The organism is Terriglobales bacterium, from assembly GCA_035543055.1.
In the GTDB taxonomy this organism is placed as follows: domain Bacteria; phylum Acidobacteriota; class Terriglobia; order Terriglobales; family Acidobacteriaceae; genus JAIQFD01.
In genome coordinates, this window is the sequence record DATKKJ010000048.1 from 1 (window position 1) to 23,656 (window position 23,656).

At 63.7% G+C, this 23,656-nt stretch carries 28 protein-coding genes; 5 read left to right on the plus strand and 23 right to left on the minus strand.

The genetic code is table 11. From position 1 onward, the window contains the following. The coding region (locus tag VMS96_03460) for a hypothetical protein (GenBank protein ID HVP42459.1) at positions 1-200 on the plus strand (200 nt) is incomplete at its 5' end. Here the strand turns inward: VMS96_03460 and VMS96_03465 are convergent. From VMS96_03465 to ndhC, 15 genes are all read right to left on the minus strand, one after another. Next, positions 164-475, minus strand: a complete 312-nt coding sequence (locus VMS96_03465; GenBank protein ID HVP42460.1) for an ATP synthase F0 subunit C — start codon at positions 473-475, stop codon at positions 164-166. The two genes, VMS96_03460 and VMS96_03465, sit on opposite strands and share 37 nt — an antisense overlap. Positions 476-590: 115 nt before the next feature. Continuing rightward, positions 591-1,322, minus strand: a complete 732-nt coding sequence (gene atpB, locus VMS96_03470; protein ID HVP42461.1) for a F0F1 ATP synthase subunit A — start codon at positions 1,320-1,322, stop codon at positions 591-593. 12 nt (positions 1,323-1,334) lie between these two features. Next, positions 1,335-1,760, minus strand: coding sequence for an ATP synthase subunit I (locus tag VMS96_03475; protein ID HVP42462.1), 426 nt, complete (start codon positions 1,758-1,760; stop codon positions 1,335-1,337). Positions 1,761-1,840: 80 nt separating this feature from the next. Continuing rightward, on the minus strand, positions 1,841-2,056 hold the full coding sequence (locus tag VMS96_03480) for an AtpZ/AtpI family protein (GenBank protein ID HVP42463.1): 216 nt from the start codon (positions 2,054-2,056) through the stop codon (positions 1,841-1,843). A 129-nt stretch (positions 2,057-2,185) separates the two neighbouring features. Next, the gene (locus VMS96_03485) at positions 2,186-3,742 is read right to left on the minus strand and encodes an NADH-quinone oxidoreductase subunit N (GenBank protein ID HVP42464.1); all 1,557 of its coding nucleotides are present in this window, start codon (positions 3,740-3,742) and stop codon (positions 2,186-2,188) included. A 1-nt stretch (position 3,743) separates the two neighbouring features. Then, complete coding sequence (locus tag VMS96_03490) at positions 3,744-5,402, minus strand: NADH-quinone oxidoreductase subunit M (GenBank protein ID HVP42465.1); 1,659 nt, start codon at positions 5,400-5,402, stop codon at positions 3,744-3,746. Positions 5,403-5,482: 80 nt separating this feature from the next. Further along, a complete protein-coding gene (gene nuoL / locus VMS96_03495; GenBank protein ID HVP42466.1) occupies positions 5,483-7,594 on the minus strand; it encodes an NADH-quinone oxidoreductase subunit L in 2,112 nt (703 codons plus the stop codon). 82 nt (positions 7,595-7,676) lie between these two features. Further along, positions 7,677-7,979 carry an NADH-quinone oxidoreductase subunit NuoK gene (gene nuoK, locus VMS96_03500; protein ID HVP42467.1) on the minus strand — a complete coding sequence of 101 codons (303 nt, stop codon included), beginning with the start codon at positions 7,977-7,979 and terminating at the stop codon, positions 7,677-7,679. A gap of 105 nt (positions 7,980-8,084) precedes the next feature. Further along, on the minus strand, positions 8,085-8,594 hold the full coding sequence (locus VMS96_03505) for an NADH-quinone oxidoreductase subunit J (protein HVP42468.1): 510 nt from the start codon (positions 8,592-8,594) through the stop codon (positions 8,085-8,087). Then, positions 8,591-9,052, minus strand: coding sequence for an NADH-quinone oxidoreductase subunit I (locus VMS96_03510; GenBank protein ID HVP42469.1), 462 nt, complete (start codon positions 9,050-9,052; stop codon positions 8,591-8,593). Before VMS96_03510 ends, VMS96_03505 begins: the two co-directional genes overlap by 4 nt. After that, the gene (locus tag VMS96_03515) at positions 9,049-10,299 is read right to left on the minus strand and encodes a complex I subunit 1 family protein (GenBank protein ID HVP42470.1); all 1,251 of its coding nucleotides are present in this window, start codon (positions 10,297-10,299) and stop codon (positions 9,049-9,051) included. The genes VMS96_03510 and VMS96_03515 overlap by 4 nt, the downstream gene beginning before the upstream one ends. Positions 10,300-10,302: 3 nt before the next feature. Beyond that, positions 10,303-10,704, minus strand: coding sequence for a four helix bundle protein (locus tag VMS96_03520; protein HVP42471.1), 402 nt, complete (start codon positions 10,702-10,704; stop codon positions 10,303-10,305). Between the two features lie 73 nt (positions 10,705-10,777). Continuing rightward, positions 10,778-11,953 carry an NADH-quinone oxidoreductase subunit D gene (locus tag VMS96_03525; GenBank protein HVP42472.1) on the minus strand — a complete coding sequence of 392 codons (1,176 nt, stop codon included), beginning with the start codon at positions 11,951-11,953 and terminating at the stop codon, positions 10,778-10,780. A gap of 138 nt (positions 11,954-12,091) precedes the next feature. Further along, positions 12,092-12,781 carry an NADH-quinone oxidoreductase subunit C gene (locus VMS96_03530; protein HVP42473.1) on the minus strand — a complete coding sequence of 230 codons (690 nt, stop codon included), beginning with the start codon at positions 12,779-12,781 and terminating at the stop codon, positions 12,092-12,094. 4 nt (positions 12,782-12,785) lie between these two features. Then, complete coding sequence (gene ndhC, locus VMS96_03535) at positions 12,786-13,142, minus strand: NADH-quinone oxidoreductase subunit A (protein HVP42474.1); 357 nt, start codon at positions 13,140-13,142, stop codon at positions 12,786-12,788. A gap of 224 nt (positions 13,143-13,366) precedes the next feature. Between ndhC and lysS the strand changes: the two genes are divergently transcribed. Both lysS and VMS96_03545 read left to right on the plus strand, forming a co-directional pair. Next, on the plus strand, positions 13,367-14,977 hold the full coding sequence (lysS, locus tag VMS96_03540) for a lysine--tRNA ligase (GenBank protein ID HVP42475.1): 1,611 nt from the start codon (positions 13,367-13,369) through the stop codon (positions 14,975-14,977). Between the two features lie 27 nt (positions 14,978-15,004). Then, positions 15,005-15,436 (plus strand): SRPBCC domain-containing protein, encoded by a 432-nt coding sequence (locus tag VMS96_03545; GenBank protein ID HVP42476.1) that lies wholly within the window; start codon positions 15,005-15,007, stop codon positions 15,434-15,436. A 44-nt stretch (positions 15,437-15,480) separates the two neighbouring features. Here VMS96_03545 and VMS96_03550 read toward each other — a convergent pair whose 3' ends face one another. The 3 genes from VMS96_03550 to VMS96_03560 form a co-directional block, all read right to left on the minus strand. Next, positions 15,481-15,615, minus strand: a complete 135-nt coding sequence (locus VMS96_03550) for a hypothetical protein (GenBank protein HVP42477.1) — start codon at positions 15,613-15,615, stop codon at positions 15,481-15,483. A gap of 350 nt (positions 15,616-15,965) precedes the next feature. Next, positions 15,966-16,592 carry a hemolysin III family protein gene (locus VMS96_03555; GenBank protein HVP42478.1) on the minus strand — a complete coding sequence of 209 codons (627 nt, stop codon included), beginning with the start codon at positions 16,590-16,592 and terminating at the stop codon, positions 15,966-15,968. A 233-nt stretch (positions 16,593-16,825) separates the two neighbouring features. After that, positions 16,826-18,304 carry a TonB family protein gene (locus tag VMS96_03560; GenBank protein HVP42479.1) on the minus strand — a complete coding sequence of 493 codons (1,479 nt, stop codon included), beginning with the start codon at positions 18,302-18,304 and terminating at the stop codon, positions 16,826-16,828. A gap of 284 nt (positions 18,305-18,588) precedes the next feature. Between VMS96_03560 and VMS96_03565 the strand changes: the two genes are divergently transcribed. Next, entirely contained in the window at positions 18,589-19,155 is a 567-nt protein-coding gene (locus VMS96_03565; GenBank protein ID HVP42480.1) for a hypothetical protein, read from the plus strand. Positions 19,156-19,203: 48 nt separating this feature from the next. Here VMS96_03565 and VMS96_03570 read toward each other — a convergent pair whose 3' ends face one another. From VMS96_03570 to VMS96_03580, 3 genes are all read right to left on the minus strand, one after another. Then, on the minus strand, positions 19,204-19,734 hold the full coding sequence (locus VMS96_03570) for a carbonic anhydrase (protein HVP42481.1): 531 nt from the start codon (positions 19,732-19,734) through the stop codon (positions 19,204-19,206). A 10-nt stretch (positions 19,735-19,744) separates the two neighbouring features. Beyond that, the gene (locus VMS96_03575) at positions 19,745-19,945 is read right to left on the minus strand and encodes a hypothetical protein (GenBank protein ID HVP42482.1); all 201 of its coding nucleotides are present in this window, start codon (positions 19,943-19,945) and stop codon (positions 19,745-19,747) included. Between the two features lie 92 nt (positions 19,946-20,037). Next, positions 20,038-20,385, minus strand: a complete 348-nt coding sequence (locus VMS96_03580; protein ID HVP42483.1) for an STAS domain-containing protein — start codon at positions 20,383-20,385, stop codon at positions 20,038-20,040. A 149-nt stretch (positions 20,386-20,534) separates the two neighbouring features. On the opposite strand from VMS96_03580, the gene VMS96_03585 reads away from it, so the two are divergent. Beyond that, positions 20,535-21,029, plus strand: a complete 495-nt coding sequence (locus VMS96_03585; protein HVP42484.1) for a hypothetical protein — start codon at positions 20,535-20,537, stop codon at positions 21,027-21,029. Between the two features lie 62 nt (positions 21,030-21,091). Here the strand turns inward: VMS96_03585 and VMS96_03590 are convergent, their stop codons facing one another. Together VMS96_03590 and VMS96_03595 are read right to left on the minus strand one after the other, a co-directional pair. Beyond that, the gene (locus VMS96_03590) at positions 21,092-21,322 is read right to left on the minus strand and encodes a hypothetical protein (protein ID HVP42485.1); all 231 of its coding nucleotides are present in this window, start codon (positions 21,320-21,322) and stop codon (positions 21,092-21,094) included. A 160-nt stretch (positions 21,323-21,482) separates the two neighbouring features. Beyond that, the gene (locus VMS96_03595; GenBank protein ID HVP42486.1) at positions 21,483-23,609 is read right to left on the minus strand and encodes a prolyl oligopeptidase family serine peptidase; all 2,127 of its coding nucleotides are present in this window, start codon (positions 23,607-23,609) and stop codon (positions 21,483-21,485) included. Between the last annotated feature and the right edge of the window lie 47 nt (positions 23,610-23,656).

Consider the following 23,656-nt stretch of genomic DNA (forward strand, 5'->3'; position numbering starts at 1 on the left):
GCGGGTCTTCCTTTGTGCCCTTCGTGTTTACCCTTGTGTCCTTTGTGGTGAGCTTTTCAATTACCCAATTACCCGATTCCCCAATTACCCGATCAACAAGAAAAGCCTCCGCCGCAGCGGAGGCTCTGTTCCGTAGGCAGGCCGACCTCGGCCGGCCAGAAAACTATTTCACCTTCACGATGATTATGGCCAGCGTGTAGAGTGCCAGCGACTCAATCAGCACGAGGCTCAGGATCAGCGCGAATTGGATCCCCGGACGGGCAGCAGGATTGCGGGCCATCCCTTCTGCAGCAGCAGAAGCAGCCCGAGCCTGTGCCAGTCCGCAGACCGCCGAAGCGATGGACATGGCGAAGCCGGAAGTGATCGCCACCCAGTTCGGGCCCGCCGCGGCGGCGTGCTCCCCCTGGGCGTACACGGGCATGGCGAAGCACAGCGCCGCCATGACCAGGAAGACATACATCATCGTTTTGCGCATCGGTGTTGCTCCTTCTATGAATCGCCGCCAGTGGGTGGTTGACGTCATCCTCGTGCAGACGCCCTCACGCTGTACGGCCTTACGGTAGAGACGCCCGTCAGGGCGTCTCCCAAACTCAGTGCTCTTCCGCCACCGCTCCCGACAAATACACCGTTGTCAGCAGCACAAAGATATATGCCTGCAGGAATGAAACGAATATGTGCAGTCCCAGGAAAATGATCGGGATCCCGATCGGCACCAGCGAGATGAACACCAGCGTCACCAGGTCCCCGGCGAACATATTGGCCGTAAGACGGATGGTGAGCGACAGCACTCGCGCCGAATGGCTGACCAGCTCGATGGGGATCATCAGAGGCGCCAGCGCCGGCAGCGGCCCGGCAAAATGCATCGCGTAGTGCAGCGGTCCCTGCTTCTTGATCCCCTGCCAGTGGTAGTACCCGAAGGAACACAGAGCGCAACCCAGCGGCACCGACGGGTTGGCCGTCGGTGTCTCGAATCCCGGGATCAGCCCCAGCAGGTTGCAGCCCAGCACGAACAGTCCCAGGGTCACCAGGAAGGGAGTGTACGGTTCGCTGTGGTGCCCGATGATCTCGTTGCTCTGGTCCTGGACGAAACCGTTGAAGCCCTCGAGGATGTGCTGCATCCCGCCCGGGCTCTCCACCGACAACCGCGACCGGATCAGCACAAAGAAGGCCAGCAGCAGCAGCGCCACCAGGATCTCCATGGCCACGAAGTTGGTGATAGGGGTTTCCGGATGCTCCGCGTGGATGCCCAATGCGTTCAGGATGGAGAGCGCGACCCCACCGAAGATCTTGTTCAAGAGTGCTGTGAAAGGAAGCTGTTCCATGTCAACGCCCAGCTACACTCCCCGCCGAAGTGCCACATAGACCTCGTACACTGCCTCGATCATGATCGCCGCAACCGGGAGGAACAGGCCCGCCAAGAGCCCGTAAAGACTGGCCAAAGAAACTCTGAATATAACATACGCAACCGCTGCAACCAACAGATAACGAAGGAGAAAGCGCAACACCACCCCGGCGCTGCCCGCCTTCTTGCTGCTCCCGGTAGCGCGGTCGGCGAACGCGCTCACCACCCGCTTCAGCCAGTGGAAGTTCAGCATCCCGATGGCGCATCCCACCGCGAATCCCGCCGCGATCGCCGCCCCGAAGCGGACCAGCGCCACCACACTGAGCGCCACCGCCACCGCCACCATCACCCGCACGATGCGGCCGTACGCCCCGGCGTAGAACTGCTCGGATTCTTGCGAAATGGTCTCGTCCGCCACAGTACCAAGTACCAGGTACCAAGTACCAAGTGATCCACCGCGGTCTTTGGCTTGGTACTTGGTACTGGGTACTTGGTACTCTAACCTTTCTTCTCCTCCGCCAGCACCGTCCTGATCAACTGCACAAACCCCGCCGCAATCCCCAAGATCAGCCCCAGCAGATATAGCCAAGTCGTATGCAGCCACCTATCCAGCCCTGCCCCGACCAGCCATCCCACGAAGGTGCATGCCGGCAGTAGCACTCCCAGCTCAATGAACCGGCTCACCTGCAGCCACGTCTTGCGGTCCCCTATCATCAGCTCCCGATTCTATCCGCCCTAAACGCCAAAAGGATCACGCCTTCCTTCGTGATCCTTCCTTCGTGTCCTTCGTGGTGAAGGTTTTGTTTTTCAATTACCCAATTACCCGATTCCCCAATTACCCAATTACTTGACGATTTGCGCCACCGACGGCGCTACCCGCGTGATCCCGATGCCCCAGTTGGTCAGCCGGATGAACACTTCGGGGAACAATCCGATCCCGATGGTCGCCGCTGCGGTTATCGCCAGGGCTACGCCCATTCCCGGCGAGATGTGCACCGGTTCGGCGTCCACCGCCGGGCGCATCAGCATGGCGTTGGCGACCCGCAGGTAGTAGTACATCGCGACCGCCACGTACAGCACCGCGATCGAGGCCAGCCCGTAATGCCCGGTCTCGATCAGCGACAGGAAGATGAAGTACTTCCCGTAGAACCCGGCGAATGGCGGGATACCGGCCAGCGAGAGCAGGAATACGAACATCAGCATCGCCTCCGCCGGCGCCTTGAAGTAGAGCCCGGAGATGTCGTCGATCTCGTCGCCGATGATCTCCCGCCGCCGCAGCGAGGTCAGCACCGCGAACGCCCCCAGGTTCATGAAGGTGTACACCATCAGGTAGAACAGGATGCCTTTGATGCCGGTACCGCTCGGGCTGTACTTGTCGCCCGCGATCAGGCCCAGCAGCATGTAGCCCACGTGCGCGATCGAAGAATATGCGAACAGGCGCTTCAGATTGGTCTGGGTCAGCGCCCCCAGGTTGCCGCCGGTCATGGTGGCGATGGCCACGAACACCAGCAGCGGGATGTAGAGTGGCCGCACCGCCGGCAGGCCCCACAGGTAGATGCGCAGCAGCAGGGCCCAGGCCGCCGCCTTGCCCGCCACCGACATGTAGCCGGTGATCGAGGTCGGCGCGCCCTCATAGGCGTCCGGCGCCCACTGGTGGAAGGGCACGGCCGCGATCTTGAAGAACAGCCCCACCGACGTGGTCAGCAGCGCCAGGATGACCACCGGGCTGTGCGGCTCCCGCGCCAGTTCCGTGCCCAGCTTTTGCGCGATCACGTGCAGCTTGGTGCTTCCCGACAGTCCGTACAGCAGCGACAGCCCGTAGGCGAAGATGCCCGACGAGAACGCTCCCAGCAGCAGGTACTTCAGCGACGCCTCGTTCGACCGCTTGTCGCGCCGCAGGAACCCCACCAGCACGTAGGTCGAGATGGCCATCAGCTCCAGGCTGATGAACAGCATGATCAGGTCCATGCCCATGGCCATGCCCATCATGCCGATCACCGACAGCAGGATGAGGGCATAGAACTCGCCGTGGCTCTCGCCCTCGATCTCCAGGTAGCGCACTGACATCAGGACGGTGATCGCCGCCCCCGCCAGGAACAGGTAGCAGAAGTAGATGGCGAAGGAATCCATGCGCACCGCGCCGCCGAACCCATGCCAGAACGGGGCCAGCGACATGCCCTCCGACGCCAGCGCGTCGTACGGCAGGTGGATGTTCTTGATCAAGGCCACCGCCGCGAATCCGATCCCCATCAGGGCGGTGACCGCGTTCAGCCGCTTCCACTCTTCCGGCAGCATCAGATCGATGAGCAGAATACCCAGCGCGAACACCGTCAGCATCACGATCGGCAACGCCAGCACGTAATCCATTCTCGTGAAATAGTTGGCGATGATCTGCGGCATGCTATTTCCTCTGCCCCGCGGCGCCCGGCGTCACCGCCGCCTTGGCCTGCTCCGCCTTGGCCGGCTCGGCCGCGGCCGCATGCTCCTGGTGTGGCGCGCCCGCCTCCTTCGGCGCCTCCGGCTGCGGCTTCGGCAGCTCGCGATGCAGCTGGTTGTACACGATGTTGTTCACCGGCGTTTCCAGGATCTGGAAGAACGGCTTGGGGAACAGCCCGATCCAGAACGCCAGGATGATCAGCGGCACGAACGTAACTACTTCGCGCGGCGTCAGGTCGTTGAGCTTCTCGTTCTTCGGATTGTTGATCGGCCCGAAGAATACCCGCTGGTAGAGCCAGAGCAGGTAGGCCGCGCCCAGGATGACGCCCAGCACCGCCCACGCCGCCCACACTCGCCCGCTGTAGCCGGCGATCATCGGCTCCATGAAGGTGCCCTGCAGGATGGTGAACTCTCCGATGAACCCGTTCAGCAGCGGCAGCCCCATCGACGACAGGAACATGATCAGCGTCACCGTGGCGTACACTGGCATGCGGTTGCTCACCCCGCCGTACTCCGCGATCTCGCGCGTGTGCCGCCGCTCGTACAGGATGCCGACGATCAAGAACAGCGCTCCCGTCGAGATCCCGTGGTTGATCTGCTGCAGCACAGACCCGCTCAGTCCCAGGGGGTTCAGCGCGAAGATGCCCAGGGTGCAGAACCCCAGGTGGCTCACCGACGAATACGCCACCAGCTTCTTCATGTCCTTCTGCATCAGCGACACCAGCGCGCCGTACACGATGCCGATCACCGACAGCACCATCATCCACAGTCGCATCGAGTCGCTCATCGCCACCTTGGGGAACAGCGGCAGCGAGAACCGCACCAACCCGTACGTTCCCATCTTCAGCAGGACGCCCGCCAGGATCACCGAGCCCGCGGTCGGCGCCTCCACGTGCGCGTCCGGCAGCCACGTATGGAAGGGGAACATGGGCACCTTGATGGCGAACCCGATGAAGAACGCCAGGAACAGCAGCGTCGCCGCCGTCCCCGTAATATCCGGCGCCGTCTTGTACAACTCCGTCACGCTGAAGGTGTACACCCCGGTCTTGGCGTGGTGGTTGAAGTACAGGAACAGGATGCCCAGCAGCATCAGCACCGAGCCCAGCAACGTGTACAAAAAGAACTTGATCGCCGCGTAGAGCTTGCGCGGCCCGCCCCAGATGCCGATCAGCAGGTACATCGGCACCAGCATGGCTTCCCAGAAGACGAAGAACAGGAAGAAGTCCAGCGACATGAAGACGCCGAGCATGCCGGCCTGCAGCACCAGGAACCAGACGTAGTATTCCTTCACCCGCTCCTCGATCGCCGTCCACGACGACAGGATCGAGACCCACCCCAGCAGCGTGGTCAGCATAATCAGCAGGAAGCTGATGCCGTCGATGCCCAGGCTGTATTCGGCGCCGATGGAGGGGATCCACGTCGCCCGCTCCAAGAACTGGAAGCCCGGCTGGCCTTTCACCGCCCAGAACCACGGCACCAGCGGCAGTGAGACCACCAGTCCCGCCAGCGCGAACAGGTTCGCCACCCAGCGGATGGCGTTCTTATTGTCCTTCGGCACGAACAGCAACACGATGGCGCCGACCAGCGGCGTGAACAGAATGATCGAGAGTATGTGGTTGTACATGATTTCAGTTCACCAATTCCTGCGTCTTGTACCGCCGGCGTCCTGCCGGCTGTCGCGCGGGCGTCCACGCCCGCGCAAAATCACTTCACCAGGTAATACACTGCGAATCCCAAGAGTCCCGCCACCATCACCAGCGCATACCACTGCACCAAGCCCCACTGCACCACCCGCATCACCAGCCCGCCGAAGTAGGTGATCCCCGGCACCGTGTGTACCCCGATCCCGTCCACGATCCACTTGTCGAACCAGATGGAGACCGCCGATGTGAAGCGCGTCAGCCACCCCGCCCCGTTGACCCCGCCGTCCACGAAGTTGGCGTCGAATTTCCACGCCGCTTCGCCCAGGCCCATGGCCCCCAGCCGCACCGGCCCCAGCGGCCGCCTGCCGGTGAAGGCGTAGTCGTAGGCCTCGTCCACGTACCACTTGTTGAAGAGCACGTTATAGACCGGTGGTGCGATTGCGTCGATGGGCTCGCGGTAGTCCTTCCCCGCGCTCGCATAGGAACGCTTGGCCAGCCCCCACCCGGCAAACGCCGCGCCCACCGAGAGCAGCATCAGCAGGTACTCGGTGTTCTCGTGCTTGGGCGCTTCTGCGGGAGCCGCCGCGTGCCCTTCCCCTGCCGCCGCCTCGCGCGCGAACACCGGCTCCAGGTATTTCTCGAACCGGTTGGAGCCGCCCAGCGCCGGTGACACTCCCAGGAACCCGGCCAGCACCGACCCGATGGCCAGCACCACCAGCGGCCCGGTCATGCTCCTGGGCGACTCGTGGATGTGGTGTTCCACCTCGTGGTCCACCCGCGACGGGCTCCAGAACGTCAGGTAGATCAGCCGGAACATGTAGAACGAGGTCATCACCGCAGTCGCGAACCCGATGTACCACAGCACGCGGAACGCCCCTTCGTGCGCCGACCACGCCTGCCACAAGATCTCGTCCTTCGAGAAGAAGCCGGCCAGCGGTGGGATCCCGGCGATGGCCAGCGTCCCCACCAGCATCGTCCGGAAGGTGGTTGGGATCTTCTCCGCCATTGCCCCCATCTTCTGCATGTTCTGCTCGCCGGAGAGCGCATGGATCACCGAGCCCGAGCCCAGGAACAGCAGCGCCTTGAAGAAGGCGTGGGTGAACACGTGGAACACGCCGGCCGCGAACGCCCCCACCCCCAGCGCCAGGAACATGTATCCCAGCTGCGAGACCGTGGAGTAGGCCAGCACCCGCTTGATGTCGTTCTGCACCAGCCCGATCGAGGCCGCAAAGATGGCCGTCACCGCCCCGATGATGGCCACCGTCTTCATCGCCTCCGGGGCCAGCATGAACAGCGCGTTGGAGCGCGCCACCATGTACACGCCTGCGGTCACCATGGTCGCCGCGTGGATCAGCGCCGACACCGGGGTCGGGCCTTCCATCGCATCCGGCAGCCAGACGTACAGCGGCACCTGCGCCGACTTGCCGCACGCCCCCACGAACAGCAGCAGGCAGGCCGCGGTGATGATCGGGTCGCCGACCTGGAAGTGTCCGCTGTGCGCCAGCTCGTTGATCGCCGTGTACTTCACCGAACCCAGGTACCAGGCGATGGTGAACATGCCCAGGAGGAACCCGGCGTCACCCACCCGGTTGACGATGAACGCCTTGTTGGCGGCCGTCGAAGCCGAATGTCTCAGGAAATAGAAACCGATCAGCAGGTAGGAGCACAGGCCCACGCCCTCCCAGCCCACGAACATCATGGCGTAGTTGTTCCCCAGCACCAGGGTCAGCATGGCGAACATGAACAGGTTCAAGTAGCCGAAGAACCGGTAGTAGCCGCCTTCGTGGCCCATGTAGCCGATGCTGTAGATGTGGATCAGCATGCCCACGCCGGTCACGAACAGCAGCCAGATGGCCGACAGCGGGTCGAGCAGGAACCCGGCCTCCGCCTTGAAGTTGGCGAAGCGCCCGTCGCGCGTGGCGTAGCCCAGTTGGCCGTCGTCCGTCCCCAGCCAGGTGTACATCACTTTTTCGAAGGGCTTGCCGTGGTTGGCCGCCGAGTAATCGGTCAGCTGCCACACCGCGCCCACCGCCATCAGGAAGGCCAGCACTACCACGCCCACGCAGATGACGCTCACCGCCCGTTTGGGCAGCCGCCGCCCGAAGAAGAACATCATCGCCGCCCCGAACGCCGGCAGCAGCGGTATGATCCAAATCTGCTCTAAGAAGAACATGCTCTTGGCTCTTGGCTTTCCTTCGTGCCCTTCGTGCCCCTTGTAGTGAGGTCTTTCCTAACTACTAACTACCAGCTACTAGCTACCATTTCAGCAAGTCCACCTCGTCCGCATTGATCGTCTCTTTGTTCCGGAAGAACGCGATCAGGATGCCCAGTCCCACGGCCGCCTCCGCCGCTGCGTCGGTGATCACGAAGATGGAGAACACCTGTCCTTGCAGGTTGTACAGCCGCGAGAACGCCAGCAGGTTCAGGTTCACTGCGTTCAGGATCAGCTCGATGGACATCAGGATGATGACCACGTTGCGCCGCGTCACCACCCCGATGGTGCCGATGATGAACAGCGCCGCCGCCACTACCAGGTAATGTAAAGTCGTGATCTCCATCTGACGTCTTCCTTCGTGTCCTTCGTGCCTACCTTCGTGTCCTTCGTGGTGAATTCCTTGCTTCTCAATTACCCAATTACCCGATTACTCAATTCCCCAATCCCTCTAGATCCTCTTCTTCGCCATCACCACCGCACCCACGATCGCCACCAGCAGCAGCAGCGACGCGATCTCGAACGGCAGCAGGTAATTGCGGTACAACATCACCCCGATGTCCTGGGTATTGCTGCGTTCCGACAGCTCCACCACCCTTGTCGGGAACATCGAGCTTCCCTTCAAATACGCCGACACGAACAGCGCGCCCAGCGCCAGCGTGGCCGCGATCCCCACCAGCCACTGCTTGTTGAACTGCTCCTCTACCAGCGTGCGGTCGATGTTCACCAGCATGATCACGAACAGGAACAGCACCATGATCCCGCCCACGTAGAGGATGATCTGCACGCCGGCCACGAACGGGGCGTAGAGCATCAGGTACAGCCCGGCCAGCGACAGCAGGGTGACGATCAGCGCGATCGCCGAGTGCACCGGGTTGCGGCGCAGGATCACCGCCAGCGCGCTCAGCACCGCGAGCCCCGACAGGAAGTAGAAGAAGAATGGGGTGGCGACTGGGTTCATTTCACGTACACCGTCGGTTGCAATCCGCGCTCCAGTTGCTCGCGGTCGAGCACCAGGCCTTCGCGGCTGTAGAGCGCCAGTTCGAAGTCCTGGGTCAGCTCGATGGCGTCGGTCGAGCAGGCGTCCTCGCACAGCCCGCAGAACATGCAGCGGCTCAGGTCCACCGTGTAGCCGACCATCTTCTTGCGCTTGGTTATCGGGTCGCGCTCGCTGGTCACCTTGATCAGCTTCTCCGGGCAGGCCAGTGCGCACAGGTCGCAGGCGATGCACAGCGTCTCCCCCGTCTCCGGGTTCACGTTCAGCCGGTGCAGCCCCCGGTAGCGCTCCGCCACCTTCGGCCGCTCCATCGGATACTGCTCGGTATAGATCTCTTTCGGATGCTGGTAGCGGAACGTCACCGACAGCCCCTTGATCAGGTCCACCAGCAATAGCCGCCGGAAGAATTGCGAGACGCTCATGACAACCTCAGCCCCGCCAGGGCGGTAAGAATAAGGACGGCGATCCCCGTCGGGATCATGAACTTCCATCCCAGCTTCATCAGCTGGTCGAAGCGGTACCGCGGGAACGTCCCCCGGTACCAGATGTAGAGGTACATGAAGGCCGACACCTTCAGCACGAACCAGTAGATGTCCTGGACCCGAGCCCGCACCGGCGGCGCCAGCAGGATCAGCCCGATCAGCCCCAGCACCGCTCCGAAACCTCCCAGCCCCAGCTTTTGGATCTTGAACGCCGGATGCGTGGGCATGCGCAGGAAGGTGCGGAACGTCATCCCCGCCAGGAAGAAGAAGGTCAGCGCCGGCACGAACGAGAATGCCATGTCCCAGGCCGGCCCGCTCAGCCAGTGCGGGAACGGCCGCATCCACCCTCCCAGCCACAGGGCCACCGCGATGGACGAGACGGCGAGCATCGCCGCGTACTCCGCAAGGAAGAACAGCGACCAGCGGAAGCCTGAGTACTCGGTGTGGAAGCCCGCGGTCAGCTCCGATTCCGCTTCCGGCAGGTCGAAGGGCGCCCGGTTGGTCTCCGCCACCATGGCCACGGCGAAGATGAAGAACGCGATCAGTCCCAGGGGGAAGAACTTGAAGACGAACCAGGTCTGCTGCGCCTCCTGTGCCCGCACGATGCCGATCATGCTCAACGTGCCGGTGCCGGTGCTCAGCGACGTCATCAGGATGGCCGACACCACCGCCATGCCCATCGCGATCTCGTAGGAGACCATCTGCGCGCTGGAGCGCAGCGAGCCCAGCAGCGGGTAGTGCGAGTTCGACGCCCAGCCCGCCATGATGACCGCCAGCGTCCCCATCGACGCCACCCCCAGCATGAACAGCAGCCCGATGTTCATGTCGGTGACCGCATGGGTCGGGCCGAAGGGGATCACGATGTAGGTGGTGAAGGCGGCGATGACGATCACCACCGGCGCCAGCCAGAACACCACCTTGTCGGCCTGGTCCGGGATGATGTCTTCCTTGATCAGCAGCTTGATGGCGTCGGCGATGGGTTGCAGCAGCCCGTGCGGGCCCACCCGCATCGGCCCCAGCCGCACCTGCATGTGCGCCAGGATCTTCCGTTCCAGCCAGTTCATCGCGATCACCGCCAGCGACACCCCGGCGAAGATGATCAGGATATAGACCAGCGCCCAGAAGGCATTCCCCGCCTCCCCCGGCGTCGTGTTCTGCGACAAGTATCCAGTTATGTATTCCAGCATCTCTTATCCGCGATTGGGTAATTGAGTAATTGCGTAATCGGGTAATTGCTTCTTCCGGCTCTTGGCAGTGCGCTCTGCTGCGGTAAATATCGCCGTCAGTTCCCTGGCCTCTTTCAGCAACGGCTCGAGTTTTTCTGCTTGGAATACCCCGGATCCCACCAGCATTTCCAGCCAGAACACGGCCTCGTCCGCCTCTTCGACCACGACGCCGATGCGAGAGATGAATTCCTTCTTAGAACGAGCCCGGCAAACTGCACGATAATTCGCGGCAACCGAGGTACCGCAACGCAGTAGCTGCTTTCCCATGACCTCCGCATCGGAAGACCGCGGTAAAGACCGGAACAATCGCACGACTCGCAGCGCGAATCGTTTGGTCCTGTCTCTCAATTCTTCCGGTTTACTCATTTCCTCGCTTCACCCGACTCAGGCTCTCAATTACCCAATTACCCAATTACCCGATTACTCAATTACCCAATCTCTATCGATCAACCTCACCCAAGACGATATCCAGCGTCCCGATCACCGCCACCACGTCCGCCACCAGCGCTCCCTTCACCATCTTGTCCAGCGCCTGCAGGTTGACGAATGACGGCGGCCGCACCCGCACCCGGTAGGGCTGCGTGGAGCCGTCGCTCACGATGAAGTACCCGAGCTCGCCCTTGGGCGCCTCGATCGAGTGGTAGATCTCGCCCACCGGCGGCTTGATCACCTTGGGCACCTTTCCCATGATCGGCCCCTCCGGGATGGAGTTCACCGCCTGCTCCAGGATGCGCAGCGACTGCCGCATCTCCGCGATGCGCACGATGTACCGGTCGTAGGTGTCGCCGTTCTGCCCGGTCGGGATCTCGAACTCGAAGTTCTTGTAGGCCGCGTACGGCTGCGCCTTGCGGAGGTCCCACTTCACCCCGCTGGCCCGCAGCACCGGCCCGGTCACGCCCAGCGCGATGCAGTCTTCCGCCTTCAGAATGCCGACGCCCTTGGTGCGCTCCAGCCAGATGCGGTTGGTGGTCAGGAGGGTCTCGTACTCGTCCACCTTGGGGACCACGAACTTGATGAAGTTCTTGACCTCGTCTTCGAACCCGTCATAGGTCTCGTACAGGCAGCCCCCGATGCGGAAGGCGTGCGTGGTCAGCCGTGCCCCGCAGTACTTCTCGAAGATCTTCAGGATCTCTTCCCGGTCGCGGAAGGTGTAGAACAGCGGGGTGATGGCCCCGATGTCGAGCGCGTGCGTGCCCAGCCACAGCTGGTGGCTGGCGATCCGGTTCAGCTCCGTCAGGATGGTCCGCACCCAGGCGGCGCGCGGCGGCGCCTCCACGTTCAGCAGCTTCTCCACCGCCTCGCAGTACCCCAGCCCGTTCGATACCGCCGCCACGTAGTCCATCCGGTCCACGTAGGGGTTGAACATCGCGTAGGTGCGGTTCTCGGCGATCTTCTCCACCCCGCGGTGCAGATAGCCGATCACGCACTCCGTGCCCAGGACTTTTTCCCCGTCGAGCTTCAGGATGACGCGCAGCACGCCGTGCGTGGACGGGTGCTGCGGCCCCATGTTGATGATGAGCTCGCTGGCGTCGAGTATCGTCTGCTCCGGCGCCGGACGCTTCTCCAGCTGCTCCAGCGCCAGCGGGTTCTGTTCGCTCTTTAAGATGTCTGCCATTCAATTACCCAATTCCCCGATCCCCCAATTCCCCGACTCTTCCTTTGTTCCCTTCGTGCTTACCTTCGTGTCCTTTGTGTTGAGTCTTTGGGTTTTTCAATTACCCAATTTACCCGATTACCCAATTGCTCAATCTCCTTACTGCCCGCTCTCGATCCCCAGGTTGATCTTCACCCACTCCTGGTCCTGCTGGATGATCCCGTAGTCCTTGCGCAGCGGGTACCCTTTCCACTCGTCCGGCAGCAGGATGCGCCGCAGGTCCGGATGCCCTTCGAACCGGATCCCGAACATGTCGAAGCACTCCCGCTCCAGCCAGTTCGACGTCGGCCACAGGGGCACGGCGCTGGGCACGTCCTCGCCCTCTTTCAATTGCGTCTTCACCCGCATCCGCTCGTTCTTGGGGAAGGAGTAAAGGACATAAACGATGTCGAACTGGCTCGCCTCGCGCTTCGGGTAGTGCACCGCGGTGAGGTCCACCAGGTAGTCGAACTGCTCATCGTCCCGCAGCAGCCGCAGCACCTCGTGCAGGATCGACTTGTCCACCACCATGTAGTTCTGCCCCAGGTAGGTGCTGGCCTCCTGGATCCCCGAGCCGTACTGCTTTCTTAGCTTGGCGACCCGCTCGTGCTCCCACGGCGTGGGCGCCGGTCCCGCCGGCTTGGCTGGCGCCGCCGGCTTGGGCGGAGCCGCCCCGGCCGCGGGCGGTGCCGCCGCCGCCGCAGGCTTGGCCGCCGGGGGCGTGGCCGCGGGAGGAGTGCGTGGCTGGTCTGCCGGCGCGCCTGCGCCGGGCTGCGGAGGGGAGACTTTGTCCTTGTTTTCGTCGCTCATCGCCTTAGACCCACTCCAGCGCCCCTTTCTTCCAGATCCACACGTACCCCACCACCAGGATCGCCAGGAAGATCATCATCTCCACGAATCCGAACAACCCCAGCAGCTTGTACTGCACCGCCCACGGAAACAAAAATATGGTCTCCACATCGAAGATGACGAAGAGGATGGCGACGATGTAGAAGCGGACGGTGTAGCGCTGGCGGCTGTCGCCCACCGGGTCGACGCCGCACTCGTAGGGCATGAGCTTGGTGCGGTTGGGGTTCTCGGGGCGCACCAGCTTGGCCAGGATGAGGGTGAGCGGGATGAGCACGGCCACCACGGCGCCAAAGATGAAGATGGGAACGTAGTTCTGGGGCATCAGGCCTCGGCCAAGTCTCGGAGAGAACTGGAAATAGTAAACCGGTTCGACCTCATCTTCAATCCGCAACGTCACGAGAGTATGTGATTTAGCGCACACATCGGCTTGCCGGTGGCTACAGGGCTCCGCCCGAGAAAAAGGCTCAACACAAAGGGCACAAAGGTTGCCCGTATATAATCGCTGGCTTGCGTTTCCCCTCCGGAACGAAGAGGTAAGCCCAGGACTTGGCACTCGACCAGAAGATCTACGAACTGAGGCGGCAGAAGCTGAAGGAGATCGAAGCCCTCGGCCAGCCCGCCTATCCCTACAAGTACGAGCCGACGCACGAGATCCCCGCCATCGTCGCGCAATATAAGGACTCGACCACCGAGCAGCTCGCGGCCCAGCGGGTGGAGGTGCGGGTGGCGGGGCGGATCATGGCCATCCGCCTGATGGGCAAGGCGGGCTTCGCCCACCTGCAGCAGGGCGGGCAACGCCTCCAGATCTACGTCAAGAAAGATGACGTCGGGGAGAAGGGCTTCGCCCTGTGGAAGCTGCTCGACCTGGGCGACCACGTCGGGGTCAAGGGCTTCCTGTTCCGCACGCGGACCAATGAACTGTCAGTGCACGTGGAAGAGCTGACCTTCCTGGCCAAGGCCATGCTGCCCATGCCGGAGAAGTGGCACGGGCTCACCGATGTCGAGACCCGCTACCGCCAGCGCTACGTGGACCTGTTCATGAACCCGGAGGTGCGCGAGACCTTCGTCAAGCGCAGTGCGGTGGTGCGGGCCATCCGCAAATTCTTTGACGCCCGCGGCTACATCGAGGTGGAGACCCCGATGCTGCAGCCCATCGTGGGCGGGGCCGCGGCCCGGCCCTTCACCACCCACCACAACACCCTGGACATGGACCTGTACCTGCGCATCGCGCCCGAGCTGTACCTGAAGCGGCTGATCGCCGGGGGCATCGACCGGGTGTATGAGATCAACCGCAACTTCCGCAACGAGGGCATCTCCACCCAGCACAACCCCGAGTTCACCATGCTGGAGTTCTACCAGGCCTATGCCGACTATCACGACATGATGGACCTGACGGCAGAGCTGCTGGGCTTCGTGGCGCGCGAGGTCACCGGCGGAACGAAAGTGAAGTTCGGCGAGCATGAGATAGACTGGGGCAATTTCCAGCGGCTGTCCATGCGCGAGTCGGTGGTGAAGTACTGGCCGGCGTGGGCGGGCAGCGCACCGGCGATGGCCGACTTCCACGACCCCGCCAAGCTCAAGCCATTCGTGGAGACGCTGAACCAGGCGCGCGGGGGCGCCCCGATCTCGCCCACGGCGGCGCTGGACGGCGTCGGGCGCGAGCACACGGACTACGTCAAGTTCGAGGCCAAGGACGTGGGCAAGACCATCGTCGGGATGTTCGAGGCGGTCGCGGAAAAGAAGCTGATCCAGCCGACTATCCTCTACGACTTCCCGAAATCGGTGTCGCCGCTCTCCAAGGAGAAGCGCGGCGAGCCGGACTGGGTGGAACGCTTCGAGGTGTTCGCGGGCGGCCTGGAGATCGGCAACGCCTTCAGCGAGCTGAACGACCCCGAAGACCAACTGCGGCGCTTCGAGGACCAGGTGCGCCAGCGGCAGGCGGGTGACGAAGAGGCCATGGCGGAGATCGACCACGACTACGTGCGCGCGCTCTCCTACGGCATGCCGCCGACCGGCGGCGAAGGCATCGGCATCGACCGCCTCACCATGCTGCTGACCGACTCCAAGTCCATCCGCGACGTGATCCTGTTCCCGCTGCTGCGGAGAGAACAACTAACCACGGAGGACACGGGAGAAGCGGAGAAATCGGGTAATTGAGTAATCGGGTAATTTGAAGCAGCCGCCATGCCTGCCATCAAACATTCGATCGCGATCGATGCGCCGCCGGAGCGGATCTTTCCGCTGCTGTCTTCGGGCGAGGGGTTCGCGCAGTGGTGGGCGGAGGACATCACCGACGTCAGCCCGGATTCTGTGGAACTGGGATTCTTCAACCGGCAGACCATCTATCGCCTGCGGCGGGTCCGGGCGGCTGCGCCCACCGAGGTGGAGTGGCTGGTCAGCTCGGGCAAGGAGTGGAAAGACACCCGCATCCTCTTCCGCCTCAGCTCGACCAAAACCGGTAGCCAACTCCAGTTCTCCCACGCCGACTGGCGCAACGAGACCGATTACTTCGTCTCCTGCAACACCACCTGGGGAGAGCTAATGTTCCGGCTGAAAGCGGCCGCCGAGGGCGAATCGCCCGGTCCGCTGTTCAGTACGGAGGGGATGAGGTACTAACTCCGGCGGGAGATTGGGTGATTGAGTAATCGGGTAAATAGGAACTAGCCGGGCCAGCCGTAAGAGATCTTGGCGATATCCTCGAACCTGCCCTTGCGGATGAGCTCGCGGAACTTGCGGCGCAGCCAGCGCTGGGCGGGAGGCGCGGCCAGGCGGCTGACCCTGATTGGACGCATCATTGACATTACCGTCGCATAAGACTAGGGTGGTTGCGGAGTGAGCAGTTTCCCTCCTCTTTCAGATCTACTGAACTAAGTCAGTCCCTCTGAAGTTCTCCTGCCTTAGACCGCCGAGTTGGAGCCCGTGTCCCGAAGGCGACATGAATACTGCAAACTGCAAGTGCGGGCATGAAAAGAGAGACCACCGGCTAGCTGTTGGTGCGAAGGGGTACGGTGCATGCAAGATCTGCTTGTGTAACTGCTACGTGAAGCCTCCCGCCGCGAAAATCGTGCCCGAGCTGGAACACGTTTCGAATCTTTGAGGAGCTTGACTACCCGGACTGCCGATCGGGGCAGACGAAGCCGCCGCGCTACACGCTACCGTGAGGCAGGACGCAGCGCATCACCGCGACATAATGGCAGGCGCTGCCGACGAGCACAAACAGGTGCCACACCGCATGGTTAAAGCGGATGCGCGACCACCCGAAAAACACGATGCCCACGGTGTAGGCCAGTCCTCCGGCCAGCAGCCAGGCCAGGCCGCGTAGCGGAACGGCGCGGAAAAGCGGCCGGGCCGCGATCAACACCAGCCATCCCATGGCGATGTAGACGATCGTCGAAGCCACCACGTAACGCTCCAGGTTCACCAGCTTCCACGCTATCCCGAACAGCGCCATCGTCCAGACCAGCGCGAGCAGTGTCCAACCCCATGGTCCGTGCAGGTTCACCAGCATGAATGGCGTGTACGTGCCGGCGATGAGAAGGTAGATGGCGGAATGGTCGATGATCCTCAGGATGCGCTTTGCCGGCGGATGCTGCACCCAGTGGTAGAGAGTTGACGCGGCGTAGAGCGCGATGAGACTGCTGCCATACACGCTAATGCCGACCACGTGCCATGCGGAACCATGCATTGCGGCCAGCATGATCAGGACCGGTACGGCAATAAGCGCCAGCAGCAGCCCGATGCCGTGCGTCAGCGCATTCGCGAATTCGTCCATCGTCCCGATTGTAGTAAGAAACGGTGGCAGCGAATGTACTGATTGCGTAAATGTGATGGAACGCTCCGGGGTGGGGGGTGGTCAACTCAGTACTCAGTTGGGGACGTAATTCTCACCGCTGCGCTGAATGCGGGTTTCGGATTCGGCGATTCGACACTGTGGCTACGGAGAGCAAGTACCAAGTACCTGGTACCTAGTAGCAAGAAAGCGCCAGCGGACGGTCTATCCGCTCTTCAGCGCCGTACCGGCAGGTCGAACTTAAGCACCACGTCAGCGTGAGCTTCCACCGGCTGGCCGTCGAGGGTGGCGGGCGAATACCGCCACTGCCTGACTGCGTCCAGCGCGCTCATGTGGAAGACCGGATTGCCCCTGAGCACCTTCACGTCGCCCACGGAGCCGTCCTTGCGGATCAACACCGAGAGCGTGACCTCACCGGCCATGCGGCGGCTGAGGGCCACGGGCGGATATCGCGGCGGGACCTGCTGCACGAGCTGCGCCGCAGTAGCGTGCGACTGGTGGATCCCGGGCGCAGCCGCGTGCGGGGCGACCAGCGCCGGCAGCGGAGCAGCGGAGTTCAGGGCCAGGGTCGGAGCTTCTTCGGCAGGCGCCTCGGCCGGCGGCAACTTGGGGAGCAGCGGAGTCGGAGGCGCGATGGCCGACACCGGAGGCTCCGCGGTTGGCGGCTCGGGGTGGGTGGCAACGTCGGCCCGCGGCTTCAGTTCCGGAGCGGAGGCTATCGCGGAAACGGAAGCCTCGTGGACTTCAGGCACGCGTGCGACCACCGGCTCAGCCTGGGTCGTGGGCGGGACGGGCGGCGTCAGGATAGGCGCGGTGTACACACGAGGCGCGTCGGGGATGCGGGTCGAATACCAGCCGGCGGTCGCCAGCGCGCACATCAGGCAGAGCACCGTGAGAGTGGCGATGCGGAACAACGCCGGCCGGAAGCGCCAACGGGGGCGCGGACGCGGCAGATCGAGAGTCCGGGGAACCGGCAGCTTCACGATCCGCACCGTGGGTGGCGTGGGGCGCGGCTCCGGCGGGCGCGGGGGCGGGGCGGGCTCATCGGCCAGGGCCAGCACCTCCTCGCGCGGCTTGGCGACCGGCGGGGCGGGCGGAGGCGGCGGTACGGCCGGCTGCGGCTCCGGTTTCGCCGCTCTCTCCTGCATGGCATCGCGAGGCGAAGACGGCCAGGGCTCCGGCGAACGGGCCGGAGCATCGGCGGGGGGCGACAACGGGAGCTGCTGCACCGGGCGGCTGAGTGCATCGGCCACCGTGCGCAGGATGGCGATCTGGGTATGGGTGAAAGCATTGGGGGCAGCGGAGAAACCGGCGAGGACGGCGAGGACCTCCTGTCCGGCGCGCACCGGGACCGCAAGGATCGACTTGGGGCGCAGGCGCGAGTAAGCGACGTTCTCGACGCGCAGGTCGGAATCGGCGTCTTCGCAGCTGTGCGGCTTCTTCTGGGTGACGCAGAGGCCGAGGAAGCTGTGGTCCACTTCCATGCGGGCGCCGATCTCGGGTGCGGCGGCGCCGTTGCTGGCGCGGCAGACCAGCCACGCACCCTCACGCACCATCAGGGCTATGGCGCAGCCGGAAAGAAAGGCCTGGGCGCGCAACAGGGTGGCGCTGATCTCAGCGATGGGCTCCGAAGGAGCTTCGGCCGGCGGGCTGGGGGGAACGCTCGTAATCTCGGTGGTATGCATGTGGGCCATAACGTCTCCCACGCTGCGCGGAAATGCAGCGCAATTTGTTCTGCATATGCTGGAACGGACTGCCAAATGCCGCAAGTATCGGGGGAACAGGGGACGGCAGGACATGACCCGGTGAGAGGACATGGCCGGTGGTAATTGGGGAATCGGGGAATTGGGGAATTGGGTAGCTGGGGGTCCAAAAACCAAAGACCTCAACACAAAGGGGACCAAGGCTGGCACAAAGAGCACAAGGAAGACGGCTTGATATTGATTCAGGCACGGATTTCGGACAGGATGGCGAGAGCGTGCTGGAAGACCTGAGAGAGGCGTTCTCCCGGCCCTGGCGGCCGGTCCCGCGCTGGGCGCTGATCGCCTGGACCGCGTGCTACGGGCTGTTCCTGGTGTACGCGCTGCGCAATCGCGAGGGCTTCCTGTTCGTCGACAACGTCAACCTGGTGGTCCACGAATCGGGGCACGCGCTGTTCGGCTGGTTCGGGCAGACGCTGGGGCTGTGGGGCGGGACCATCATGCAGCTGCTGGTGCCGCTGCTGCTGGCGGCGTCGTTCGCCTACAGGCGGCAGACGGCGGCGGCGGCGTTCTGCCTGTTCGTCTTCTTCGAAAATTTCCTCTACGTGGCGACGTACATGGCCGACGCGCGCATCCAGCAGCTCGACCTGGTGAGCCTGGGCGGCGGTGACGGCCCGGTGGAGCACGATTGGTACCTGATGCTGTCGCAGCTGGGGCTGCTGCAGCAGGACAGGAGCATCGCGGCGGTGGTGCGGACCCTGGGGTTCCTGGGCATGGCCGCGAGCGTTGGCTGGCTGTGGTTGCGCGGCGGGGCCGCGGAGAAGACGCACGCGGCCGGAGCTTAAGAAAACCTCACCACAAAGGGCACAAAGGCTTCACGAAGGACACAAGGGTCAGCGGACCTCGCGCATCTTGCCGGTGTTGACGTCGTAGATGAAGCCGCGGACGGGCACGTCGTGCGGGAACCAGGGATGCGAGCGCACGCGCGCGATCTGCTCGCGCACGCTTCCCTCCAGCGAACTGAAGCCGCCGAAATGGGCCGGCCCCTGGGAGTGCATGCCGTACTCGCGCTCCAGGCGGGAGCGAAGCTCGCTCTCGCGGAGATCGAGCAGGCCGCAGTCGGTGTGCTGGATGACCATGATCTCGCGCGTGCCCTTCAGATGGACCGAGATCAGGAGCGAGCGCAGCACGTCGTCGCTCACCAGGCCTCCGGCGTTGCGGATGAAGTGGGCATCGCCCGGATTCAGGCCGAGCATGGCCTTGAGCGGCTGGCGCGAGTCCATGCAGGAAACCACCACCAGTTCACGGACGGGTTCGGGAGACAGGTGGCCCCAGGCGAAGTCGCGGGCCCAGCGCTCGCAGTTGAGCAGCACTTCGTCGATCACGCTGGCGGGCGAGAGAGGTTCGGCGTTGGCAGCAGACATAAGGGCTCCACTATTGGCCGGAAGGCTCACCGCCGCCGGGCTTGACGAGTCCGGTGCGCACCGCGACCTCGCCCAGGGTGGTGCCGATCTTGCGGGCGACGTTCACCAGCGGGCCAGCGGGAGTGCCGGACTTGCGCTTGGGGGAAGACTTGCCGGTCTTCGACTTGGTCCTGGCAGGTTTCTTGGCGGCGGTCTTGCGGGTGCTAGGCATGAGTTCTCCTGTATGGCGGGGCATTCTACTGCAGCGCGCGAGCAAAAAAAATGCCCGCGGCGCGGGCGGCGTCGCGGGCGGGAGCGGTTGACCTAGCCGGCAACGAAGGCGGCGATGGCCGCTTCCTCGGAGTCATGGACCGGAAAGACGGTCGTGAGTTTGGTGGTTTCCAGCAGACGGGCGACTTTGCGCGAGGGGCGGGCGAAGCGCAGCTTTCCGCCGCACGAGGTGGCCGAGGTGTAAAGGCTGAGCAAAGCGCCGATCCCGCTGGGATCGACGAAGAACAGCTCATTCAGGTCGAGCACGACCTGAGGGTTGCGGGTGATGAGTTCGCGCAGCCAATCGGTGGCGGCCGTCATGGCCGGTCCGAGGACCATCCGCCCGGCGAATCTCACCACCACCACGTTCCCGGCGTGATGCGCCCGTACCGTGAGCTCCATCCTGCACCTGCCTGCCACTGGGATCTGTAAGTCCGGGATGAATAAATGCGCCAACAGCCGCAGAATCGCCCAGTTCCGCCGGGCCAGCAAGGTAACCGAGGTAACGGAAGGGGGTGACCAACGAGGTGCGGGGCGCTACAATCCTCGACATGCAGAGCAGCCGAATGAGGTGGCTCCGGCAGATCTTGACGACGCTCTGCACCTGCCTGCTGCTCACGGCCGTGGGCCGGGCCGATGACCACCCGAACCTCTCCGGACAATGGAAGCTGAACCTGGAGAAGAGCGATTTCGGAGCCATGCCCCCGCCTGATTCGCTCGTCTACGGCATCCGCCACAACGGCGCCAGCCTGCTGCTCGACCTGGAGCAGGACGGCAAGAAGACGCACCTGGAATTCACCACCGACGGCGAGGAACGGGTCACCGACTCAAGCCGCGACAGCGAGCTCTGGACACGGGTGTACTGGGCGGGGCCGGTGCTGATCTTCGAAGCGCGCGACAAGGCCCGGCCGGCGCACGAGAGCCGGGGCGTCAGGTGGACCAGCCGCTGGACCGTCTCCGAGGACGGCAAGACCCTGTCCGTCCAGAAACACATCACTACACCGCAGGGTGAGACCGACCAAAGACTGGTCTTCGAGAAGCAGTAGCCTTTCCCCCACCAAGCAGAAGCCCTGGCCGGAGCCAGGGCTCGAGTCACCGCAACCAGGAATCAGACGGAGAACCCGGGACGGCCGCGGGGCGGCGCCGGGGTCGAGGAGAGCGCGGGGGGCAGGTTCACCTCCGGCTTCCAGAACGGGTTATCGAGGCCTGTAGGAGGCAGACGCTCTTCCTTCAAGGCCGGCTTGCCGGGGTCGGGAGCAGCCGCCACGGCCTGTGGCGCCGGATGACAGAAGCAGGGCGCGTGAGTCTCGTATTCGACGTTGCAGTACGGACAGATCATGGCAGCTCCTCCGCGAGAAAAGTACATCTCCTTCATAGCCGCATCGGCGTCCAGAGAGAAACGCAAAATTCCAATCGCAGCTATCGGAAAAACCGGGCGGGTTCAATGCGGGAAGAAGGGCGTCGCGGAAACAACGCGGCGGGACCGATGCGCGGAGATCTCAGGGCAGCGGCACGTACTTCTGCAGCCAGTTCAGTTCTTCCCGCACCTTGATCTTGCCGTGCCAGGGATTCTTCTTGAGCGAATGCCCCTCGCCGGGAAACACCAGGAGAGAAGAGGGCACGTTCAGGGTGTGCAAGGCACGTTCCAGAAGGTAGTTCTCGGCGGCGCTGACCCGGATGTCCTCGGCCCCGACCACGATGTGGGTGGGCGTGCGCACCTTGTTCAACTGCCAGAGCGCGGCTTCGTCGTGGTACATCTGCGGAACCTCCCAGGGAGCGCCGCCGAGGAAGAAGGCGTCGTCGAAAGTGAGGTCATCGTTGCCCCAGTTGGCGGCGTGCTCGACGGCGCCGGCACCGGTGACCGCGGCCTTGAAGCGCGAAGTCTGGGTGATAAGCCAGTTGGACATGTAGCCGCCGTAGCTGTAGCCGCCGATGGTCAGCCGGTCGGGATCGGCGATGCCGTCCCGGACCAGCGCGTCCACGCCGGTGAGGATGTCCTTGCCCGGGACCGAGACCAAGTGGGGCACGATCTCGCGCATGAACTTGTCGCCGTAGCCGCTGGAACCGCGGTAGTTGGGACGGAACACCAGCCAGCCGCGGCTGGCCGCCAGGATGGCCCACTCGTACCAATCGGCGCCGAAGCGATCGCCGTCGGCGTCCTGCGGTCCGCCGTGGATCAGCACTAGCGTGGGCAGCTTCTTCCCCCCGAATTGACCGGGGGGATAGACCAGCATGCCCTCGACCTCGGTGCCGTCGTCCGACTTCCAACGGTAGGGCCTGCCCTGCGGCAGTTCGCGTTCGGTGAATAGCTTGTTGAATGAAGTGATGGCGGTGGCCGAGGCCGGCGAGCCGTCACTCGAGAGGTACACCTCGGACGGAATGTTCAGCCGCGAATAGACATAGGCGATGGCAGGCGCAGCCTTGGCGACGGACAGCTTGCCGTAGGTCCCTTCCTGTCGCGAGAGGGAGACGGGCGCGGCCGCCGGCGAGGTGATCCGTAACAGGGGCTGCTGCGTTCCTTGCTGTCCGGCGATCACCAGGGCCCCGTCGGGCTGCGTGGCGAAGCTGTCCACCGCTCCCAGGAATTTCTCGCCCCAGCGGCGGACCTCTCCCGCCGGGGTGACCGAGTAAACGCGGTTCTGCACGTCGGAGTACTTGCTTTCGACCGCTCCCATCCGCACCATGAAGAAGAGCTCGCGGGAGTCCGGGCTCCATCCCAGGTCTTCCTCGATGGCCTGGTTATGGGTGAGTTGTCGCGGCGCGCCGCCGCCCGCCGTCAGGTCGAGGAGGTAGATCTCGTAAGCTTGCGGCGTCTCGACGCGCTGGGAGATCGAGTCGGTGTCGAAGCCCAGCCACTTGCCGTCGGGCGACGGGGCAAGATTGCGGACACGCAACGGAATGGTGGCCAGCAGGACTGCGCCCGGAGTGAGCGCGGTTTCCTCCTTCGCATCCTTCTCCTTTTTCGTTTTCTCGTCCTCAGCAACGGCGCTGCCGGGGGTGATGGCGAGGGCGCGGGAGGTGGCCTCGGCCAGCGAGATGCGCGCGATCACGTCGCCGCGCTCGCTCTCGCGCCAGTGGGTGACGTCCTGCCACTCCTTCTTGTAGGCCTCCCGCTTGGCCTTGCTCCAGGGGACGCGGGTGGAGAAGTACAGGCCGCAGGAATCGGCGCTCCAGGCGAAGGCGTGGACCTCCTCTTCCCCGCGGGTGACGGCGAAGGCCTCGCCGCCTTCGGCGCTGATGACGTAGAGGTGCGCCGGTTGTTCCTTGGCGGGCTCGGCATCCTGCTTGACGCCGACGTCGCTCTGCGGCGTGCGGTCGGAGAGAAAAGCGATCCAGCGGCCGTCCGGCGACCACTGGGCATCGGAATCGTGGCCGGACTGGGTCAGCGGGACCAGGGCCCGCGTGCTGGCACGCCAGAGCCACAGGTCCTTGCGGTAGCGGTTGTTCTCCCAATCGGCGCGCTCGGTGGCGATGACCACCGCGCGGCCATCGAACGCGATTTTCACGTCGGAGATGGAGACGGAATCGAAGTACTCGTCCAGCGTGATCCGCGGCTTGTCGGCCGCGGACAGTGAGGACAGGCAGGAAAGCAGCGCCGCGAGAACATGGAGGAATGACTTCTTCATGGAATTGATGGAGCATTCGCCGATGCGGCGGCGACAGTGCATGTGAA

Coding starts and splice junctions, on each gene's coding strand:
- VMS96_03465 (HVP42460.1), bottom strand. CDS start 475: ATGCGCAAAACGATGATGTATGTCTTCCTGGTCATGGCGGCGCTGTGC.
- atpB (HVP42461.1), bottom strand. CDS start 1,322: ATGGAACAGCTTCCTTTCACAGCACTCTTGAACAAGATCTTCGGTGGG.
- VMS96_03480 (HVP42463.1), bottom strand. CDS start 2,056: ATGATAGGGGACCGCAAGACGTGGCTGCAGGTGAGCCGGTTCATTGAG.
- VMS96_03485 (HVP42464.1), bottom strand. CDS start 3,742: ATGCCGCAGATCATCGCCAACTATTTCACGAGAATGGATTACGTGCTG.
- VMS96_03490 (HVP42465.1), bottom strand. CDS start 5,402: ATGTACAACCACATACTCTCGATCATTCTGTTCACGCCGCTGGTCGGC.
- nuoL (HVP42466.1), bottom strand. CDS start 7,594: ATGTTCTTCTTAGAGCAGATTTGGATCATACCGCTGCTGCCGGCGTTC.
- nuoK (HVP42467.1), bottom strand. CDS start 7,979: ATGGAGATCACGACTTTACATTACCTGGTAGTGGCGGCGGCGCTGTTC.
- VMS96_03505 (HVP42468.1), bottom strand. CDS start 8,594: ATGAACCCAGTCGCCACCCCATTCTTCTTCTACTTCCTGTCGGGGCTC.
- VMS96_03510 (HVP42469.1), bottom strand. CDS start 9,052: ATGAGCGTCTCGCAATTCTTCCGGCGGCTATTGCTGGTGGACCTGATC.
- VMS96_03515 (HVP42470.1), bottom strand. CDS start 10,299: ATGCTGGAATACATAACTGGATACTTGTCGCAGAACACGACGCCGGGG.
- VMS96_03520 (HVP42471.1), bottom strand. CDS start 10,704: ATGAGTAAACCGGAAGAATTGAGAGACAGGACCAAACGATTCGCGCTG.
- VMS96_03525 (HVP42472.1), bottom strand. CDS start 11,953: ATGGCAGACATCTTAAAGAGCGAACAGAACCCGCTGGCGCTGGAGCAG.
- VMS96_03530 (HVP42473.1), bottom strand. CDS start 12,781: ATGAGCGACGAAAACAAGGACAAAGTCTCCCCTCCGCAGCCCGGCGCA.
- ndhC (HVP42474.1), bottom strand. CDS start 13,142: ATGCCCCAGAACTACGTTCCCATCTTCATCTTTGGCGCCGTGGTGGCC.
- VMS96_03545 (HVP42476.1), top strand. CDS start 15,005: ATGCCTGCCATCAAACATTCGATCGCGATCGATGCGCCGCCGGAGCGG.
- VMS96_03550 (HVP42477.1), bottom strand. CDS start 15,615: ATGATGCGTCCAATCAGGGTCAGCCGCCTGGCCGCGCCTCCCGCCCAG.
- VMS96_03555 (HVP42478.1), bottom strand. CDS start 16,592: ATGGACGAATTCGCGAATGCGCTGACGCACGGCATCGGGCTGCTGCTG.
- VMS96_03560 (HVP42479.1), bottom strand. CDS start 18,304: ATGGCCCACATGCATACCACCGAGATTACGAGCGTTCCCCCCAGCCCG.
- VMS96_03570 (HVP42481.1), bottom strand. CDS start 19,734: ATGTCTGCTGCCAACGCCGAACCTCTCTCGCCCGCCAGCGTGATCGAC.
- VMS96_03575 (HVP42482.1), bottom strand. CDS start 19,945: ATGCCTAGCACCCGCAAGACCGCCGCCAAGAAACCTGCCAGGACCAAG.
- VMS96_03580 (HVP42483.1), bottom strand. CDS start 20,385: ATGGAGCTCACGGTACGGGCGCATCACGCCGGGAACGTGGTGGTGGTG.
- VMS96_03585 (HVP42484.1), top strand. CDS start 20,535: ATGCAGAGCAGCCGAATGAGGTGGCTCCGGCAGATCTTGACGACGCTC.
- VMS96_03590 (HVP42485.1), bottom strand. CDS start 21,322: ATGATCTGTCCGTACTGCAACGTCGAATACGAGACTCACGCGCCCTGC.
- VMS96_03595 (HVP42486.1), bottom strand. CDS start 23,609: ATGAAGAAGTCATTCCTCCATGTTCTCGCGGCGCTGCTTTCCTGCCTG.